Annotated in this window: 16 protein-coding genes; 13 read left to right on the top strand and 3 right to left on the bottom strand. The window is 38.1% G+C overall.

The annotated features are described in order from the left end of the window. Positions 1–105 precede the first annotated feature (105 nt). From cysP to AC4QJR_RS15340, 4 genes are all read left to right on the top strand, one after another. Complete coding sequence (gene cysP / locus AC4QJR_RS15355) at positions 106–1,188, top strand: sulfate permease (RefSeq protein ID WP_098571912.1); 1,083 nt, start codon at positions 106–108, stop codon at positions 1,186–1,188. Between the two features lie 168 nt (positions 1,189–1,356). Beyond that, complete coding sequence (locus tag AC4QJR_RS15350; protein WP_496526689.1) at positions 1,357–2,277, top strand: ketopantoate reductase family protein; 921 nt, start codon at positions 1,357–1,359, stop codon at positions 2,275–2,277. A gap of 180 nt (positions 2,278–2,457) precedes the next feature. Continuing rightward, positions 2,458–3,141 carry a spore protease YyaC gene (yyaC, locus tag AC4QJR_RS15345; protein ID WP_496523377.1) on the top strand — a complete coding sequence of 228 codons (684 nt, stop codon included), beginning with the start codon at positions 2,458–2,460 and terminating at the stop codon, positions 3,139–3,141. Between the two features lie 112 nt (positions 3,142–3,253). Further along, positions 3,254–3,931: a GntR family transcriptional regulator gene (locus AC4QJR_RS15340; RefSeq protein WP_496523376.1), complete on the top strand. Its 678-nt coding sequence runs from the start codon at positions 3,254–3,256 to the stop codon at positions 3,929–3,931. A 52-nt stretch (positions 3,932–3,983) separates the two neighbouring features. On the opposite strand, the gene nadX is transcribed toward AC4QJR_RS15340, so the two are convergent. Then, positions 3,984–4,790 (bottom strand): aspartate dehydrogenase, encoded by an 807-nt coding sequence (gene nadX / locus AC4QJR_RS15335; RefSeq protein ID WP_496523375.1) that lies wholly within the window; start codon positions 4,788–4,790, stop codon positions 3,984–3,986. A gap of 645 nt (positions 4,791–5,435) precedes the next feature. Here nadX and AC4QJR_RS15330 point away from each other — a divergent pair. Together AC4QJR_RS15330 and AC4QJR_RS15325 are read left to right on the top strand one after the other, a co-directional pair. Then, positions 5,436–6,875 (top strand): hypothetical protein, encoded by a 1,440-nt coding sequence (locus tag AC4QJR_RS15330; protein WP_251458802.1) that lies wholly within the window; start codon positions 5,436–5,438, stop codon positions 6,873–6,875. A gap of 181 nt (positions 6,876–7,056) precedes the next feature. Further along, complete coding sequence (locus tag AC4QJR_RS15325) at positions 7,057–7,770, top strand: NAD(P)-binding domain-containing protein (protein ID WP_496523374.1); 714 nt, start codon at positions 7,057–7,059, stop codon at positions 7,768–7,770. 51 nt (positions 7,771–7,821) lie between these two features. Here the strand turns inward: AC4QJR_RS15325 and AC4QJR_RS15320 are convergent, their stop codons facing one another. Together AC4QJR_RS15320 and AC4QJR_RS15315 are read right to left on the bottom strand one after the other, a co-directional pair. Next, on the bottom strand, positions 7,822–9,207 hold the full coding sequence (locus AC4QJR_RS15320) for a hypothetical protein (RefSeq protein WP_496523373.1): 1,386 nt from the start codon (positions 9,205–9,207) through the stop codon (positions 7,822–7,824). 397 nt (positions 9,208–9,604) lie between these two features. Beyond that, positions 9,605–9,940: a hypothetical protein gene (locus tag AC4QJR_RS15315; protein WP_098576198.1), complete on the bottom strand. Its 336-nt coding sequence runs from the start codon at positions 9,938–9,940 to the stop codon at positions 9,605–9,607. A gap of 346 nt (positions 9,941–10,286) precedes the next feature. Here AC4QJR_RS15315 and AC4QJR_RS15310 point away from each other — a divergent pair, with 346 nt between their 5' ends. The 7 genes from AC4QJR_RS15310 to AC4QJR_RS15280 all read left to right on the top strand — a co-directional run bounded on the left by AC4QJR_RS15310 (position 10,287) and on the right by AC4QJR_RS15280 (position 15,769). Beyond that, positions 10,287–10,616 (top strand): 2Fe-2S iron-sulfur cluster-binding protein, encoded by a 330-nt coding sequence (locus tag AC4QJR_RS15310; RefSeq protein WP_098576197.1) that lies wholly within the window; start codon positions 10,287–10,289, stop codon positions 10,614–10,616. Between the two features lie 66 nt (positions 10,617–10,682). Next, positions 10,683–11,453, top strand: coding sequence for a creatininase family protein (locus AC4QJR_RS15305; RefSeq protein WP_496523372.1), 771 nt, complete (start codon positions 10,683–10,685; stop codon positions 11,451–11,453). A gap of 238 nt (positions 11,454–11,691) precedes the next feature. Further along, a complete protein-coding gene (locus AC4QJR_RS15300) occupies positions 11,692–12,423 on the top strand; it encodes an iron-containing redox enzyme family protein (protein WP_375377703.1) in 732 nt (243 codons plus the stop codon). Positions 12,424–12,556: 133 nt separating this feature from the next. After that, positions 12,557–14,020 (top strand): aldehyde dehydrogenase family protein, encoded by a 1,464-nt coding sequence (locus AC4QJR_RS15295; RefSeq protein WP_496523371.1) that lies wholly within the window; start codon positions 12,557–12,559, stop codon positions 14,018–14,020. A gap of 30 nt (positions 14,021–14,050) precedes the next feature. After that, entirely contained in the window at positions 14,051–14,530 is a 480-nt protein-coding gene (locus AC4QJR_RS15290) for a GlcG/HbpS family heme-binding protein (protein ID WP_375377705.1), read from the top strand. Positions 14,531–14,612: 82 nt separating this feature from the next. Beyond that, complete coding sequence (locus AC4QJR_RS15285) at positions 14,613–15,242, top strand: chromate transporter (protein WP_251458822.1); 630 nt, start codon at positions 14,613–14,615, stop codon at positions 15,240–15,242. After that, positions 15,239–15,769 carry a chromate transporter gene (locus AC4QJR_RS15280; RefSeq protein WP_098576193.1) on the top strand — a complete coding sequence of 177 codons (531 nt, stop codon included), beginning with the start codon at positions 15,239–15,241 and terminating at the stop codon, positions 15,767–15,769. Before AC4QJR_RS15285 ends, AC4QJR_RS15280 begins: the two co-directional genes overlap by 4 nt. Positions 15,770–15,788 lie beyond the last annotated feature (19 nt).

Raw genomic sequence — 15,788 nt, 5'->3', positions numbered from 1 at the left:
TATTCAACATATTAAATTATTCCTACCTGAATAGTGTGAATTGGAACTGGAACGAGAATGTAGTTTACCAGTTTTATAGATTGTGGACATAAGGGGAGATTCTACATGGTTTGGACGTCTATTGCTTTTATAATTGCTTTTTTCTTTGCGATGAATATTGGAGCAAGCGGGACGGCAGCATCGATGGGGTCAGCTTATGGCGCAGACGCCATAAAGAGTAAGCGCCTGGCCATGGTGCTAGTGGCGATGGCTGCTTTCCTAGGGGCAGTACTTGGCGGCGGTGAGGTTGTGAAAACAATTGGAGAGGGAATTATTCCTTCTAATCTTCTAACGATTAAATTAGTCGTTCTAATCCTCGCCGGAGCTACATTGACTTTATTTATTGCAAATATTATTGGAATTCCCCTTTCGACAAGTGAGGTTACTGTTGGATCAATCGTAGGAGCCGGGGTCGCTTATAAAAGTTTGTACATAAATAATTTGTTAGTCATTGTTTTATTTTGGGTGGTTGTTCCAATTGTTTCTTTTCTCATTACGTTTATCCTTGGAAAAGTCATTTCTGCGGCTGAAAAACGCTGGGTTGGTCTAACGAAAAATGGCAAATGGAAAAAATGGCTGGCTGTTTTACTTGTCGTGGGGGGCTGTTTAGAGGCTTTTTCGGCTGGGATGAATAATGTCGCGAACGCTGTTGGTCCTCTTGTAGGGGCCGGGATGATTTCTACTACTAAAGGAATCTGGTTTGGCGGGCTCTTCGTTTCATTAGGAGCTATTTTACTAGGGAATAGGGTTTTGGAAACGAATGGGAAGAAGATTACTAGATTGTCTTTACTGGAAGGAAGTGCAGTTTCCTTTACAGGAGGAACCCTGGTGATTGTGTCATCCTTATTTGGACTCCCGATTCCGCTGACACAAGTAACGACTTGTGGTATTTTGGGTGTTGGTGCTGCACAAAAAGGGTTTGGTATTTGGCAGAAATCCATTATTCAGAGAATTCTTAAAGTCTGGCTTATTTCACCACTAGCTTCGCTTGTTATATCATATATACTTGTGAATTTGTTAGTGGAGATTAATATTTATAATATCATTATCATTTTAAGCACATTGATCGCAACCGTGGGAGCGTTCAGTCTTTCAGCTAACATCCGCAAGGAGAATAGTACCATTCATGATGATGGTGGTGGAATATAAATAATAATTTTAGAATCCTCTGTTGGTATCCATGCAACAGAGGTTTTATTTTTTTAAATAAGATGAAATAAATTACTTGTAGTAAAATAGTTTGTATAAATGTTTTGATCCTTTTAGAAAATTTTTTTACGTATATTGGACAATTATGGGGAAGGAATGAAATTCGTTATGGAGATAAAGAAGGTTTCAATCATTGGTTTAGGGGCATTAGGAATCCTATATGCACATCATTTATCGAAGAAAATGCCAAAGGCAGATATACGTATCATCGCAGATCGGGAAAGGATTCATCGATATGAAAATGAACATGTCTTCTGTAACGGAGAACGCTGCGATTTCAATTACCTGACACCCGAAGAATCATGCGAGCCGGCAGATTTGTTGATCTTTACGGTAAAATTTGACGGTTTAAAAGATGCGATTCAATCGGTCAGGAATCATGTAGATGAGGAGACGATAATATTATCTGCGTTAAATGGAATTTCTAGTGAGGCTTTGATTGGAGAGACCTACGGGGATGAACATATTTTATATTGTGTTGCCCAAGGAATGGATGCTGTGAAAGTGGGAAATCAGCTCACCTATGACCATATGGGTATCCTTTGTTTTGGAGAACGTGAACCTGGTGTAATATCTGATAAGGTCAAACGTGTTGCCGCCTTTTTTGATAAAGTAGAACTTCCCTATGAGATCGAAACGAATATGGTAAAACGGCAATGGGGTAAATTTATGTTAAATGTGGGGGTCAATCAAACCGTAGCCGTCTATCAGAGTAATTATGGAGAGATTCAGCGTGATGGGGAAGCACGAAAGATAATGATTGGAGCGATGAGAGAGGTCATCGCGCTTTCTGAAAACGCTGGAATTCATTTAACAGAAGCTGATTTAGATTATTGGCTAAGTGTATTGGCCACTTTAAGTCCAGACGGAAAACCGTCAATGGCTCAAGATATCGAAGCCAAACGCCACAGCGAAGTAGAATTGTTTGCCGGTACAGTCCTGAACCTAGCCCATCAATACGGGCTATCAACACCCATAAATCAGCAACTGTATGACCGGATTCGTACCATAGAAAGCCAATACGATTAAAACATGGTGCCTGACACCTATTTCTCAAAAATTATGGTGTCAGGCACCATTTTGTTACAGAAATGTGAACTTGTCTGATTTTTTTTGTAATTTTTATATGAGTGGGTATGGAAGGTTTTAGTCTTACTATCATAAAATATGTGTAGATGTGTAAAAATTCTCGAGAGAAGTGTAGGTATCATGACGGTAGGCAAATGGACAGATTTAGGGAACTACAACTTGAGAAGAGGGTTGATGCTAATGTGGCCTTTTGACGGCAAGAAAAAGTCGGTAGAAAAGGCGGGGAAATCATGCTATTTTTCCGTAAAAGAGACCACAGAAGGTTACAAGTTTAATGAATTTGTTAATAAACTGAAAGAAGTTCTTAGCAATACCTCAAGGGAAGTCATTTTCTTATGTGTGGGTTCCGATCGTTCAACAGGAGACTCACTGGGGCCGATAGTAGGAACGATGCTGAAAGAAATGGATCTTCCATTCCCTGTATATGGCACTTTAGAAAAACCAGTTCATGCCTTAAATATTAACAAGATACTGAAAGAAATTAATCAAACGCACAACAATCCTTTTATTTTGGGGATTGATGCTTGTTTGGCAAATGAGAGGCAAATTGGGTTTATTTTTTTAAAAGAAGGCTCATTAATCCCTGGGATGGCTGTCAATAAAAAGCTGCCACATGTGGGTGAATACCATATGAAGGCAGTGGTTAATTACCTAGACCCGCTGTCGCCAGCACAATCTTTAAATAATACCAGATTATTTACGGTCATGACCATCGCCGAAGTGATGTCAAAGATTATTACGCAAGCTGTTTTAGGAGAGGCTTCATTGTGTAAAAAATCAATTGAAAATCTCCCTAGACCATAAAGTTACTTACCTAACTATTTTTTCTATTGGAAATACCGACCAAAGAATTTGATGTTTATAAATAGTGTGCGTTATAATTGGTTCAATGTATACCTAGAAAGAGGGAGAAATTGTGGGGAATAATTGGGCCGAGGAAGATTTAATATCTTTACGCGAGAGGGTCTTTATTCATATTAAAGACCTTATTTTAGAGGGTGAATTTAAAACAGGAGATCGTTTAGTGGAACGGGAATTAGCCGAACGATTAAATATTAGCAGGACACCTATTCGTGAAGCGTTATTTAGATTAGAATCTCAAGGGTTTGTCAAAACTGTTCCAAGAAAAGGTGTTATTGTCGCGGATATTTCTGAAAAGGAAATTATTGAAGTATTTACGATTCTATCATCACTCGAAGTTTTGGCAGCGAAATTAGCTGTTCAGAAGTTGGATGATGAAACCAAAAGCAAGTTCATCGAATATAGTAAAAGGGTGGAAGATTGTTTACAGCATAAAAATGATCATGATTTCTCTAATTTACATGGTGAATTGAATCATCTCTTATACAGCTCGGCAAAAAATGCGAAACTCTATGAAATATTAAGTGGCTTATCGGATTATATTCGTGCCTTTGCTAAGACAGGATATAAAAATCCGGGCCGGCCTGTACAGTCGATGGAAGAACACTTACGAATTATGGAGGCTATTATTAATCAAGAAGTGGAAATGGCCGAGTATTTGACGAAAATTCATATTGAAAATTCCCGAAAAGCATATATTGAGGCAGTCACTCAAGAAAAAGATACGAAATAAAAACAGAAACTCCATCCCTCGCCGGGTGGAGTTTCTTCCTATTAACATGGAATTAAACACCAATTACCACTGATGTCGTTAGGTTTTGCAATACTTTTGCCACACTCATAGCAACAATTGGGCTCGATTTAGGGTTTTCCATATATGGATTGTTTTGAATAGTGGTTTCCATTTGTCCGAAATAGCCTTTGGCCACTATCGTATGTGTGTTCATTTGAATGGTCGGGTCAACATACACTTGAACCTTTGTTTCATCAAAGCCGACACCTGCAAGGCTTAACGCAGCGGAAACATTTACATTTTGAGGGAATAATTTTGCTGCATTTCTGGCGGTACCTTCAAAGATACAAGATGGTTCTGCAATCGTTTCTAAATCAACTTTTTCCTCCGCAATTGTCCCATACCAACTTTTTGGAGGCTTCCTCGTAATCAGTGTAATTTCATCAATTTCACCTAACACCCCAGCGGCAATACGATCCAAACCTGCGATAGCCCCTGACGGGATAATCAATTGTTTTTTGTATTTTCTAGCTGCCTCTTGTAAGGAGTCGTAGAAATCTTTATCTGCTAAAGCGCCAACGGAGAGGATAACTAAATGACTCCCCGAGGAAATGGCCTTTTCCCCATATAGTTGAAGGGCATGGTGTCCAGCCGCTTCAATGATAATATCTAAATCTTGGTTAAAAAAGACATCTTCATCCGTGGTGACTGTACACTCATCGGGTGATTGGTCAGAAGAACCTAGCGGGTTTCTTATTAAAATGGATTGAAGGACGACATCTCCCGCTTGTCCTAACTCAATTAATTCCCTAATACCTTTTCCAAGTGTTCCATATCCAATGATTCCAACTTTTAGCATATTTATTCACCTCGTGATTATTTATAAGCAGCTATTCAAATAGAAAGCTATCAAACTATGTATCAGTTAATTTTGTATACCGTATACCGATAATTAATAAATTTTAGCTGATTCAACCAATAAAAGCAATAGTAACTTGATGAATATAAATAAACTTCTAAATTTTCAAAATAGTTTGCAATAAAAAGAGAATAATGGTATATTATTTTCAACCTTATAATAAACAAGGTGTACATAGTGCAAAGGGGTTGATATTTATATTCCTAAAATAACATTCTACTACATATCAAAAAAAAAACTGTAAGCGCATTCAACATATTGATGTGGATTGATTGTTTTAGGAAGTAGAAAAAGGATGTTAATGGAGGTTTTAAGTTAGTATTGATCAGTCATTGTATTAATTTTTTTAAAACATGGTATACAATCTACAGTATGCAAGGTTTAATCTCTCGAAAAAGTAACTCAATAAATCATGCCATTTTATATCTTTTTAGGGATTAAGAAAGGAACACCCGAAGTAGAGGATATACACCATGATAAAAATCCTATTATAACGTTTACGCCTCTCCTACGATCTTTTCCCATTTGTATAGGAAATCTTTCGCATTACGGTTTTAAACTATTTTAAAACAATGGAGGGGAAATATGGAATTAACAGCAGCCCATTGGGTCTATCTAGTTGTCACTGTAGCCGTTATTATTATCATGCTTTTTAGAAAAGGTGTTGTTTTACCACTCATAGTTGGAACCTTTATAGTAGCAGCCGTGTATAAAGGAAGCTTGATTGGCGGTTTCCAAGCCGTTTTTAATGCCAATCTCGTAGCCGCTAAAGAACTATTTAGTATTTTCCTAATCATTTCCATTATGATCGGTCTTCTTAATTCCCTGAAGGATTTAGGTGCAGATAAAAGGATGGTCGTGCCGATTCAAAAAATAATGGTAAATGGACACGTATCTTATTTAGTGTTAATGGTTACAACGTTTGTGATTTCACTCTTTTTCTGGCCTACTCCAGCTGTTCCATTAATTTGTGCTTTATTAGTACCTGCTGCAGTAAGTGCTGGATTGCCAGTCATGACCTCAGCAATGGTTATTGTTATCGCTGGTCAAGGTATGGCCCTTTCATCAGATTATATTATGCAGGTAGCCCCAATGTTAAGTGCTAAAGCAGCCGGAATTGATAAAGCGCTAGTTTCCGATAAAGCCTTCATTCTTTCTCTTATTACTGGTATTAGTGCTCTTGTGATTGTGTATGCGACACATCGAAAAGCGATTACTCAAAAATCTGTTAACGAAAATAATAATGAAAAAGTATTCTTCCAAGTTACCGAAGAGCTTGCTGCTACAGTAGAGGAAACTGCAGAAGTAATCAAGGTAAAAGCAAAATGGGGAAAAATCTTTGCGATTGTTGTACCATTAGCGATGCTAGGTGTTATGGTTTTTATGGTCCAATCCAAATTTGGCGGTGGAGCTGGATTCGAGGGAGGCGATGGTGCTGCCTTTATCGGTGGAGTTGCTACGATTCTCTTAGTCTTAGCAACAATTGCTTTTAACCGCATTCATGCGCTTGATAAAATTAGCGAACATATTACGGAAGGTTTTGTATTCGCTTTTAGAGCCATGGCTCCTGTTATTCCGATTGCCGGTTACTTCTTCATGGGAAGTGGAGACTTTTCTGCGCAAATCCTTTCCTTAGGGGAAGATGCAGCTAAACCAGGCTTTCTGTTTGATTTGATCCAAGCAGGTCAAAATTATATACCTCACAGCCCGATTATTGCAGCATTTAGTATCTTAATCATTGGTATTATTACCGGATTAGATGGTTCTGGGTTTGCCGGACTTCCATTAACTGGTGCATTGTCTGGTGCCATTGGACCTGGAAGTAACATCGATCCATCCGTACTTGCAGCGATTGGACAAATGGGTGCAGTATGGAGCGGGGGAGGTACACTGATTGCCTGGTCGTCACTTGTTGCCGTTGCAGGCTTCTTACAGATCTCACCTTTAGAGCTGGCAAGGAAAAATTTCATCCCAGTTATTACGGGTCTTTTCCTCGCAACGATCTTGGCAGTTATTATCTGGTAAATAAACTGTTACTTTCAACATAGCTTCACGTTAACTAGATAGAAATTAGGGATTGCTAATATATAAAGGGCTATCTTAAAAGTCAGCAGCAAACTGATTTTTTAAGATAGCCTTATTATTTTTCGTTTAATTAATTGTTATCTTAATATGCTTGCCTGCATAGATGGAGAGGGGATAGAAAATGCAACAACAAAGGATTGGTTTAGTAGGGCTTGGTAAATTAGGGACAGCCATGATGACGCATTGGGATAAAAAACGGATAGCAATTGGAGTTTACCATCCGGTGCAAACGAAAGCAGAAAATTTTCAGAAAGCATATCATAATAGCTACATTTTAACAGATAGTCAATTGAAGGGTGTCGATATCTTAGTCCTAGCATTACCTGCGACCGAGGTTATTCCATTTGTCACCTCGTTAAAACTTGAAAGCCAGGCCGCTCATAAACCTATTATCATAAATATGGCAACGAACCTTCTTACAAAACAAATAATAAACCATTTTCCCGACTTACATGTACATGGGGTCAAGTATATGGGACATTCTAAGGATTTATTGGAACATGGTAATGGTTTATTTATTACTGAATCAGTGTTACCACAAACTGTTGGAGAACTTTTTCAGAATCTTGGTAAGGTAATGGTCGATAGTGAAAATTGTTTAACGGAAGTAAACAAATTAGCGACGTATTTTGCCCTAAAGTCAGCAATTGCAATCGAGACGGAGTTTCTGAGCAGAGGATTACCACCAGAATACCTAAAGAGAGCATTAACATCGTTAGCACCTGAAGTGATCCGATCGTATAGTGAGGGAAGTCTTGGCCACTTTGCGAAGGAAATTGCCAAAGAAGTTAAAGCAGAAAAATCTAGTGAAATTGCTGAACGTAAAGCCACTTAAATAGATAAAGGTGTCAATCCATCGATTGACACCTTTTTTATTGCACAACCATTAAGATAAAAACAATTGTAAAACAAATAGATACAACATTACACAGCCAATATAAATACTTGCGAAGGAAAGATTCCAGTTCGAGACCTTATAAGAGCTTTCCTTCACGATACTTGACATAAGCCCTAACGTGGCATTATATGGACCAACTAGAAAAGCAGAAACAGCACCTGCTAACATCGCCACCGTTAAGATATGTGGTGAAATACCAACGACTGCTGGGTTTAACCCTTCGGTCATTAATGCCAGTGAAACGGCAGGATGCAAGCCTAAAAAGGCTAGAGCCAGCGGGATTAACGGCAGTAAAATCAAAAAGATCTCCACACCTGCAAAATTAATAAACTTATTGACCCAGGCATCCAGCCAGACATTTGCATGTGAAATGTTAATGGTTGAGATGAAAAAACCGGCTGATAAGTAGATGAAGAATTGGTCCTTCATGCTTACAGAGAACGTTTTTAAATGATTAAGCAAATGGGCACCGAACTCTTTACCTTTTTTTAAGAAGAGGGCCCAAGTGAAAGAAAATGGGATAACCATTAATGATACTAATATTAAAAATGGATAAGGGAAATTTGATTCTACTAAAGAAATAACAACATTAAATATTACAATCCCCAGTAGTATTTGGAAGACTCTCCTTGAACGATTAGCTGGATTGCTTGTTTCTAAGGTAGCAGCGGTTTCGTGGACGGACAGGTCCTGTTTATTATGGATCATTATACTTGCTCTACGTGAACCAATATACCAATCCACACCTACTCCCACGATGCTTAACGGAATTACATATGGAAGAATTGATACCCAGCTGACGCCAGTCATTGTGATCACAATCCCGACAATCGGGGTAACAGGTGCCCAAAGTAATGGCATCGCAAATCCGCGTGTAATCGCTCTGCTCATAAACCTCTCTTTATTCTCAACGGGAATCACATCTAATGCAGGCCTTATCGAGTAATAAGTCATTGGCAAGGTAGCCAAATTCATAAAAATACTAAAAAAATAAGAAATGCCAGACGTGATCATATACAGTTGGCCAGAGGTCTTTACCCTTTTTGTAATTATACTTTGGATGCCGCCGCTATATCCGCCTATTTTAATTGGAATCCCTAATATCGGGATCAGCGTAAACATGGTTAGTAAGTCCAGCATCGGGCCGAAAGAGAGTATGTATTGCTGCCAAGAGGCTCCGCTCGTCGATAGTAAGACTACTCCAGATAGTAAAAATGTACCGCCTAATACTTGAACAAATCGCTTCGCCTGAAATATGGTAATAAGGACAATCAAAAGACTTAGCGAGGAAATAAGGACACCAAGATGGAGCCCTGGTAAAAGTACAGAGAATAAATACATTAAAATAACAATAAAAAACATATATCTCAGCATAACAACACCCTATCCTTTCAAGAATTGTATACCAAATGTATGTTTAAAACTTGAAAAAGTCACAATTTGGTCAAGAATTAATAATTAATTTGGTATTTGGTATACAAAATACTTGTTTTCTGTTTCTCCCCGTTATAAAATTACAGTATCAAATAACTTATTAATAGGGGGCTTATACATGTTTAAGTTTCTATTTAGTTCTAAAAGTGCTGTAGAAAAAGCTGAGAGAAAATTAGCTTCACTAAGAAAAACGCTTAAATTTTAACCTCACACATTCAACCGCTACTACCATGTGGCGGTTATTTTTTATTTGTAAAAGTATAAAATCCGGAAAGAAAGCAGCGCCTCTCCGGATTTTTTCTATTTTGAAACGATCATTTAAGAAGGATGAAAAATCTTAAACCGCAACCTCAGTTGATTTAACTAGTTTGGAGTTTACAGAATCTTGACTGTTTCCAGAAGCTTTTACGATCTCATTTAATTCCTCACGTGCAGCTTCAAGTGTATCAAACTTCTCAAAAAACTTGACAGCAATCTGATTAACATATTCCTTTCCTTCATATTTCTCGAATAATTGGATTTTAATCGTTTCGTCAAGTACTTCAGCAATTGTGTATTTCGCTTTTAAACTATCAAAGAAATAGAAATGGTAGGTTTCAACCGGTTTTAATCCATCGTTTTCAAGAACCGTTTGGAAGGTATCCTTATTTGTTAGTACTATATATTTCCCCATCTAAAACACTCCTTAAAGTAATTTATTTGTCCTATTAAAAAAATAAATCAGGTAAGTATGGTTTTTTGTTTCTATAAGTATCGACACCTATTGATGAAGAATATTTCGTTACTCACCTCCAAGGAATATTGTATACCAAACTCTTATGTGTATTTTAACGTATGCAGTTAAATTGTTCAAGAACATATTCTAAATATTTAAATAATTCCTAATTTAGTGCTAGAATAAGAGCTTAACATTAAAAAAATTAATCTTTTTTTTAATTCTAGTTTGCTTCTCTATCCAAAAGATTGTATACTTCAGAAAAGTATCATAATTTTTAGAAAAAACAGAAAGGGGTAACAATATGCCAAAAGTAATCCTTCATGTGGATGGTACGACAATCGAACAAGAGGTTAAAGATAATGCCAATTTAGTTGTTTTGGCTGGTACCCGCCAACTTCCTAAACTAAAGTATGGCTGCGGAATGGGACGCTGTACAAAATGTGCATGTATCGTAGTGAATGGATCTGAAGGGCTGACACCAGCGAATTGGAAAGAAGAAAAAATGCTTGGTGATAAGGTAAATGAGGGGTATCGGTTAACGTGCCAATTAACAATTAAAGAGGATATTGAAATTTCGCAAGAAAATATTTCAGTACAACCTCCGAAGAAGCAATCAGTGATCCAATCTTAATAGGGAATGTATTTTATTATTAAAATTGGTATACAAAATACAATAATTACAAGTAGGTGATTACACATGGATTGTTATGATCTAACCAGTATGACATGGAAAGAAGTAGAAGCAGCTTTAAAGACGGTTCAATTTGCTATCATTCCAATTGGTGCCCATGAACAGCACGGCCCACATATGGTTGAAAGTTGTGATGCTGTTTTAGCAGAGAGGATGGCCAAGAAATTAGGACAAAAAATGTTTCCTTATGCATTGGTGACACCAACTGTTAATATGGGGGTTTCTCAGCATCATTTGAATTTTCCGGGAACAATCTCCTTGCAGCCGACCACATTAATTGCAGTATTAAAGGATGTGGTTTCGTCCTTGAAGCATCACGGGATTGAAAAGTTTTTATTTTTAAATTCTCACGGGGGCAACCAGTCGACGCTTAATGTGGCATCAATGATGTTATCAAAAGAACTAGATGTAGAAATCTATTATGCCAAAACAACTGCCTCTGCTAAAAAGGCAATTAAGGAAAATGTCACATCCGCCTTATTTGGTCATAGTTGTGAGCGTGAAGTATCGGAAGCGCTTTATCTAGCACCTGAACTTGTCCGCCTTGAAAAACTTGAGAAAGGTGATATTCAAGAAGAAGGAAGATGGAAGCAGCTCAGACCTGGTAAAGCGATTCAAGGATTTTATTATTATGAAGAAATGACGAATAATGGCTGCATTGGTGATGGCACAAAAGCCAGTTGGGAGATTGGCCAGCAGATCGTAGAAGAAGCATTAGATAATCTATCAAAAGAACTTTATAAATTGTTAGATTTGCAAGTGAATGTCCACCAATAATCATAGTTTTAAAAAAAGAAAAATAATCTTTAAAAAATTCTAAAAATTATATTTACAAATAAACAATATCTTGGTAGTATAAACGTAAGGTATACCAAATCAATAGTTTTACAAAAAAAGAGAGTGTTGGAAAGGGAAAATATCCACAATCTTTTAATTTTTAAACTAACTTGGTATACAAAATATCAAATACCAATCTAAGGTTGGTACCTACATAAAATTAGAGGAGGAGTTTCAGTTGACAGAATTATTATCTAAAGATGAATTTCGCAGACAATTAGAGGAAGCAATTAAAGGTAACCATAGCCAGAAGGCTGCATTTACAGTAGCTTGGGCAGAGGGCAAACTTGAAAGAAAACACTTTGCTAGTTGGGCTGAAAATCACTACCATTATGTAGGACCATTCGCTGATTACTTAGCGTATATTTACCACAATACTCCACAAGATCCAAAGTTTGCAGCTGCAAAAGATTTCACTCTACAAAATATGTATGAAGAAGAAATCGCAGCAGATCGTCACACAGACTTATTGATTCGTTTCGCGGAAGCTTGCGGTACGACTGCAGAAAGAATTATTGATCCTAACAATATGGCTCCAACTACTTTAGGTCTTCAAAGCTGGTGTTTTGCGGTAGCAGCACGTGAGAATTTTGTGGTAGCAACGGCAGCTCTTGTTGTTGGATTAGAATCACAAGTTCCTGATATTTACAGGAAGCAAACTCCTGCTTTACGTGAAAAATACGGATTTACTGATGAAGAAATCGAATTCTTCGACTTACACATCGTTTCAGATGAGATCCATGGTGAACGCGGTTACAAAATTGTTCTTGACCATGCTGACACACCAGAATTACAACAACGTTGCTTAGAAGTTGTTCGTACAGGAGCTAAAATGCGCCGTATGTACATGGATGGACTTTGGAAAGAGTATATTGAAAAAGATCTAGGCTCTCTTGTTGAAGCAAAGTAAATAGATAATTGGAAGAGTTGTTATCGGCCGTCATATTAATCTTGTAATTTAAGGTTTAAGTGACGGCCATTTCTATAGAGTTATGTTTTCTATTAATTGCAGGGAACTTAATAAATGAAAAAAGGTGATAGTAGTGATTACTACAAAAGTAGAGACATTCAATAATTATATCAATGGAGAATGGCAGGAATCAGTTAGCAAGAAAACATTTTTTAGTGTGAATCCGGCAAATACCGAAGATATTGTCGGTGAATTCCAAGCATCAAACGAACAGGATGTACAGCTAGCGATTGAAGCGGCCAAGAATGCTTTTCCTAGCTGGTCCCAAACAGCACCTTCCAAACGTGCAGCGATCTTAAATAAAGCTGCCAGTATTCTCGAGCAAAATGTTGCCTCTTTGGCAGAAGAGTTAACAAGGGAAGAAGGCAAGCATGTTGATGATGCTAAGAATGAGATTTTACGTTCTGCGCAAACCCTCCGATATTATGCAGTAGAAGGGCAAAGTTTTACAGGGGAAACCTTTCCAAATGATGATGCAAACATGAAAGTTTCAACGGAAAGAGAACCACTCGGAGTTGTCAGTGTCATTACTCCATGGAACTTTCCGCTTTCTATTCCAGCCCGAAAAATCGCTCCTGCTTTAATCACGGGGAATACGGTTGTTTTTAAACCTTCCTCTGATACTCCATTGATCGCTTTTCGTCTAGTTGAGGCATTAGATAAGGCGGGCATTCCAAAAGGCGTGATTAACTTTGTTACGGGAAAAGCATCAGATGTTGGCGATCTATTGGTCACTCATCCAGCAGTTAGAGCTGTCACATTTACAGGTTCAACTGCGGCAGGGGAAGACATTCATCAAAAAGCAGGCTTTACAACCCGGACGCAAATGGAATTGGGCGGGAAGAATCCGCTTATTGTTATGGAGGATGCAGATCTTGATCTTGCCGCTACTTTGACGGTAAACGGGGGCTTCTCACTAACAGGGCAAGCTTGTACAGGAACAAGTCGTGTTATCGTTTTGAAAAACGTAAAAGAGGCATTTGTTCAAAAACTCGTTGAAAAAACAAGCGCACTTAAAGTCGGGAATGGTTTTGAGGCTGGTGTGAAAATTGGACCGCTTGCCAACGAAAAGCAATTGAAAAATGTCTTAAAGTATATTGAATTCGGAAAAGAAGATGGCGCTGAATTGGTCTATGGCGGTGAGCAATTATTATCTGGAGAATTTGAAAAAGGATATTATGTTCAGCCGGCAATTTTTACGAATGTAAAAGCGAATTCGCGGATTGCAAAAGAAGAAATCTTTGGTCCAGTGGTGGCTGTAATTGAAGTAGATACATATGAAGAAGCCATCGCTGTTGCAAATGATGTTGAATATGGTTTATCTGCTTCGATTGTGACCAATAATCTAAAAATTGCTAACCAATTTACCAAAGATATCCAAGCGGGGACAGTTAAGGTTAACCGAACCACAACTGGCAATTTAATGAATGCTCCGTTTGGAGGCTTGAAAAAATCAAGTACCTCTACCTTCCGTGAATCAGGAAGAGTGGGCTTAGAGTTCTTTACGCAATTAAAAACGGTCTATATGGGCTATTAATAACAATATGATATATAAAGGAGAACCGGTATGAAGTCTGTATTAAAAATTGAACTTGAAGAAGCAAAGTTGATGATTGAGGCAGCAAAGAAAAAATCAGAAGAGATTAATGTCTTTGAAACGATCGCTATTGTTGATGATGGTGGTAATCTAATTGCACTAGAGCGTATGAACGGTGCCCGCATTACAGGACCAGAAATCTCGATTGCGAAAGCTTACACAGCTGCTGGTCACAAACGCTCCACCCATTTGTTTAACAAAGAACCTAACGGACCTGCACTTCCTGGAAACGAAGCCTTCGGAATTCAACAGATGCTTCCAGGGAAGTTCGCCATTTTTGTTGGCGGGTTCCCAATTGTTGTCAATGGTGAAGTGGTAGGCGGGATTGGTGTAAGTGGTGGAAACGGCGAGCAAGATACTGCCGTGGGAACCGCAGCACTTCAAGCATTGCAAACATATCTAGAAAGCGATGGCCTAGAAGTAATTACTTCAGCAGATATAAAAAAATAAGAAAAATGGGGCCTCATTCATGTATGTTTTTCGCAGAATGAGGTCTATCTTAATCTACGCTTCTATTAAAAAAGGGCTATAAATGTTATATTGGTATAAAAAGGGGGAGAATCAACTGAAAACATATCTTGAGTTAGCTATTGGATTTGCTCGCACCGGTGTGACTGGGTATGGGGGCGGACCCTCTACTATACCGTTGATTGAATTTGAAGCTGTGAAAAAATACAAGTGGATGGACGAACAAGAATTTGTAGAAATCCTCGCATTAGCTAATACCTTGCCAGGGCCGATTGCCACAAAAATGGCTGCATATATTGGTTACAAGGTAAAGGGGTATTTAGGGGCAACCGTGGCCATTCTTACCCACATTCTGCCTTCCATTGTTGCGATGATTGCCTTATTGGGTGTACTTTATTCCTTTAAAGAATCACCGATTGTCAGCGGGATGGTTCAAGGGGTTACTCCGGTAATTGGATTTATGTTGTTGGAAATGGCTTACCGATTTTTTCAAAATGGCCGTAAAGGCTTAGGTTTTCCGATCATGCTCACGCTTTCGATTGTTACATTGATTATCGTTCAGTTCCTGGGAGTACATCCAGGTATTCTAATTGCGGTATTTCTCATTACTGCCTATATCATTGCTGATCGAAAGGAAAAAGCGGCAAAAGCTTCAGCTGAGATGCTTCTTCAGAGAAAGGAAAAAAGTTCATGATCTATTTGCATATTTTTTGGTCGTTTTTTATTGCTAATTTATTGGGATACGGCGGCGGACCTGCAACAATACCTTTAATTCAAAATGAAGTGGTCAACCATTACCATTGGATGAGTCTTTCCGAGTTTGGGGATGTCTTAGCAATTGCAAATGCCCTGCCAGGACCGATTGCCACTAAAATGGGGGGCTATATAGGTTATCAACTAGGGGGAATTCTCGGTGCAACGATTGCTCTAATCGCAACGATACTGCCTTCTGCATTAGCCGTTATTTTACTTTTTAAATTTATCAATCTATTTAAAGGTTCTCCAAAAGTTGCGCTTATGACAAAGTCTGTTCAGCCGATTATTTTCATTTTACTTGCTGTAATGGCTTATCAGTTCTTTTTATCAGCCTATGAAAACAGTGGTCTTTTTCACTTAGTTTTATTAGCTGTGGTTAGTTATTTTGCTTTAATAAAAATAAAAATGCACCCATCTCTGTTAATTGTTTGCTGTTTAGTTTATGGTGGAGTTTTTCTTTCGTAAGATGGAAAGTTAAAAAATA

The sequence above is a fragment of the Neobacillus sp. BP17 genome, from assembly GCF_059579525.1.
Note: the sequence above shows the minus strand (reverse complement) of the source record. Positions and strands in the feature narration are given on the sequence as shown.

Coding starts and splice junctions, on each gene's coding strand:
- cysP (WP_098571912.1), top strand. CDS start 106: ATGGTTTGGACGTCTATTGCTTTTATAATTGCTTTTTTCTTTGCGATG.
- AC4QJR_RS15350 (WP_496526689.1), top strand. CDS start 1,357: ATGGAGATAAAGAAGGTTTCAATCATTGGTTTAGGGGCATTAGGAATC.
- yyaC (WP_496523377.1), top strand. CDS start 2,458: ATGACGGTAGGCAAATGGACAGATTTAGGGAACTACAACTTGAGAAGA.
- nadX (WP_496523375.1), bottom strand. CDS start 4,790: ATGCTAAAAGTTGGAATCATTGGATATGGAACACTTGGAAAAGGTATT.
- AC4QJR_RS15330 (WP_251458802.1), top strand. CDS start 5,436: ATGGAATTAACAGCAGCCCATTGGGTCTATCTAGTTGTCACTGTAGCC.
- AC4QJR_RS15325 (WP_496523374.1), top strand. CDS start 7,057: ATGCAACAACAAAGGATTGGTTTAGTAGGGCTTGGTAAATTAGGGACA.
- AC4QJR_RS15320 (WP_496523373.1), bottom strand. CDS start 9,207: ATGCTGAGATATATGTTTTTTATTGTTATTTTAATGTATTTATTCTCT.
- AC4QJR_RS15315 (WP_098576198.1), bottom strand. CDS start 9,940: ATGGGGAAATATATAGTACTAACAAATAAGGATACCTTCCAAACGGTT.
- AC4QJR_RS15310 (WP_098576197.1), top strand. CDS start 10,287: ATGCCAAAAGTAATCCTTCATGTGGATGGTACGACAATCGAACAAGAG.
- AC4QJR_RS15305 (WP_496523372.1), top strand. CDS start 10,683: ATGGATTGTTATGATCTAACCAGTATGACATGGAAAGAAGTAGAAGCA.
- AC4QJR_RS15290 (WP_375377705.1), top strand. CDS start 14,051: ATGAAGTCTGTATTAAAAATTGAACTTGAAGAAGCAAAGTTGATGATT.
- AC4QJR_RS15285 (WP_251458822.1), top strand. CDS start 14,613: ATGTTATATTGGTATAAAAAGGGGGAGAATCAACTGAAAACATATCTT.
- AC4QJR_RS15280 (WP_098576193.1), top strand. CDS start 15,239: ATGATCTATTTGCATATTTTTTGGTCGTTTTTTATTGCTAATTTATTG.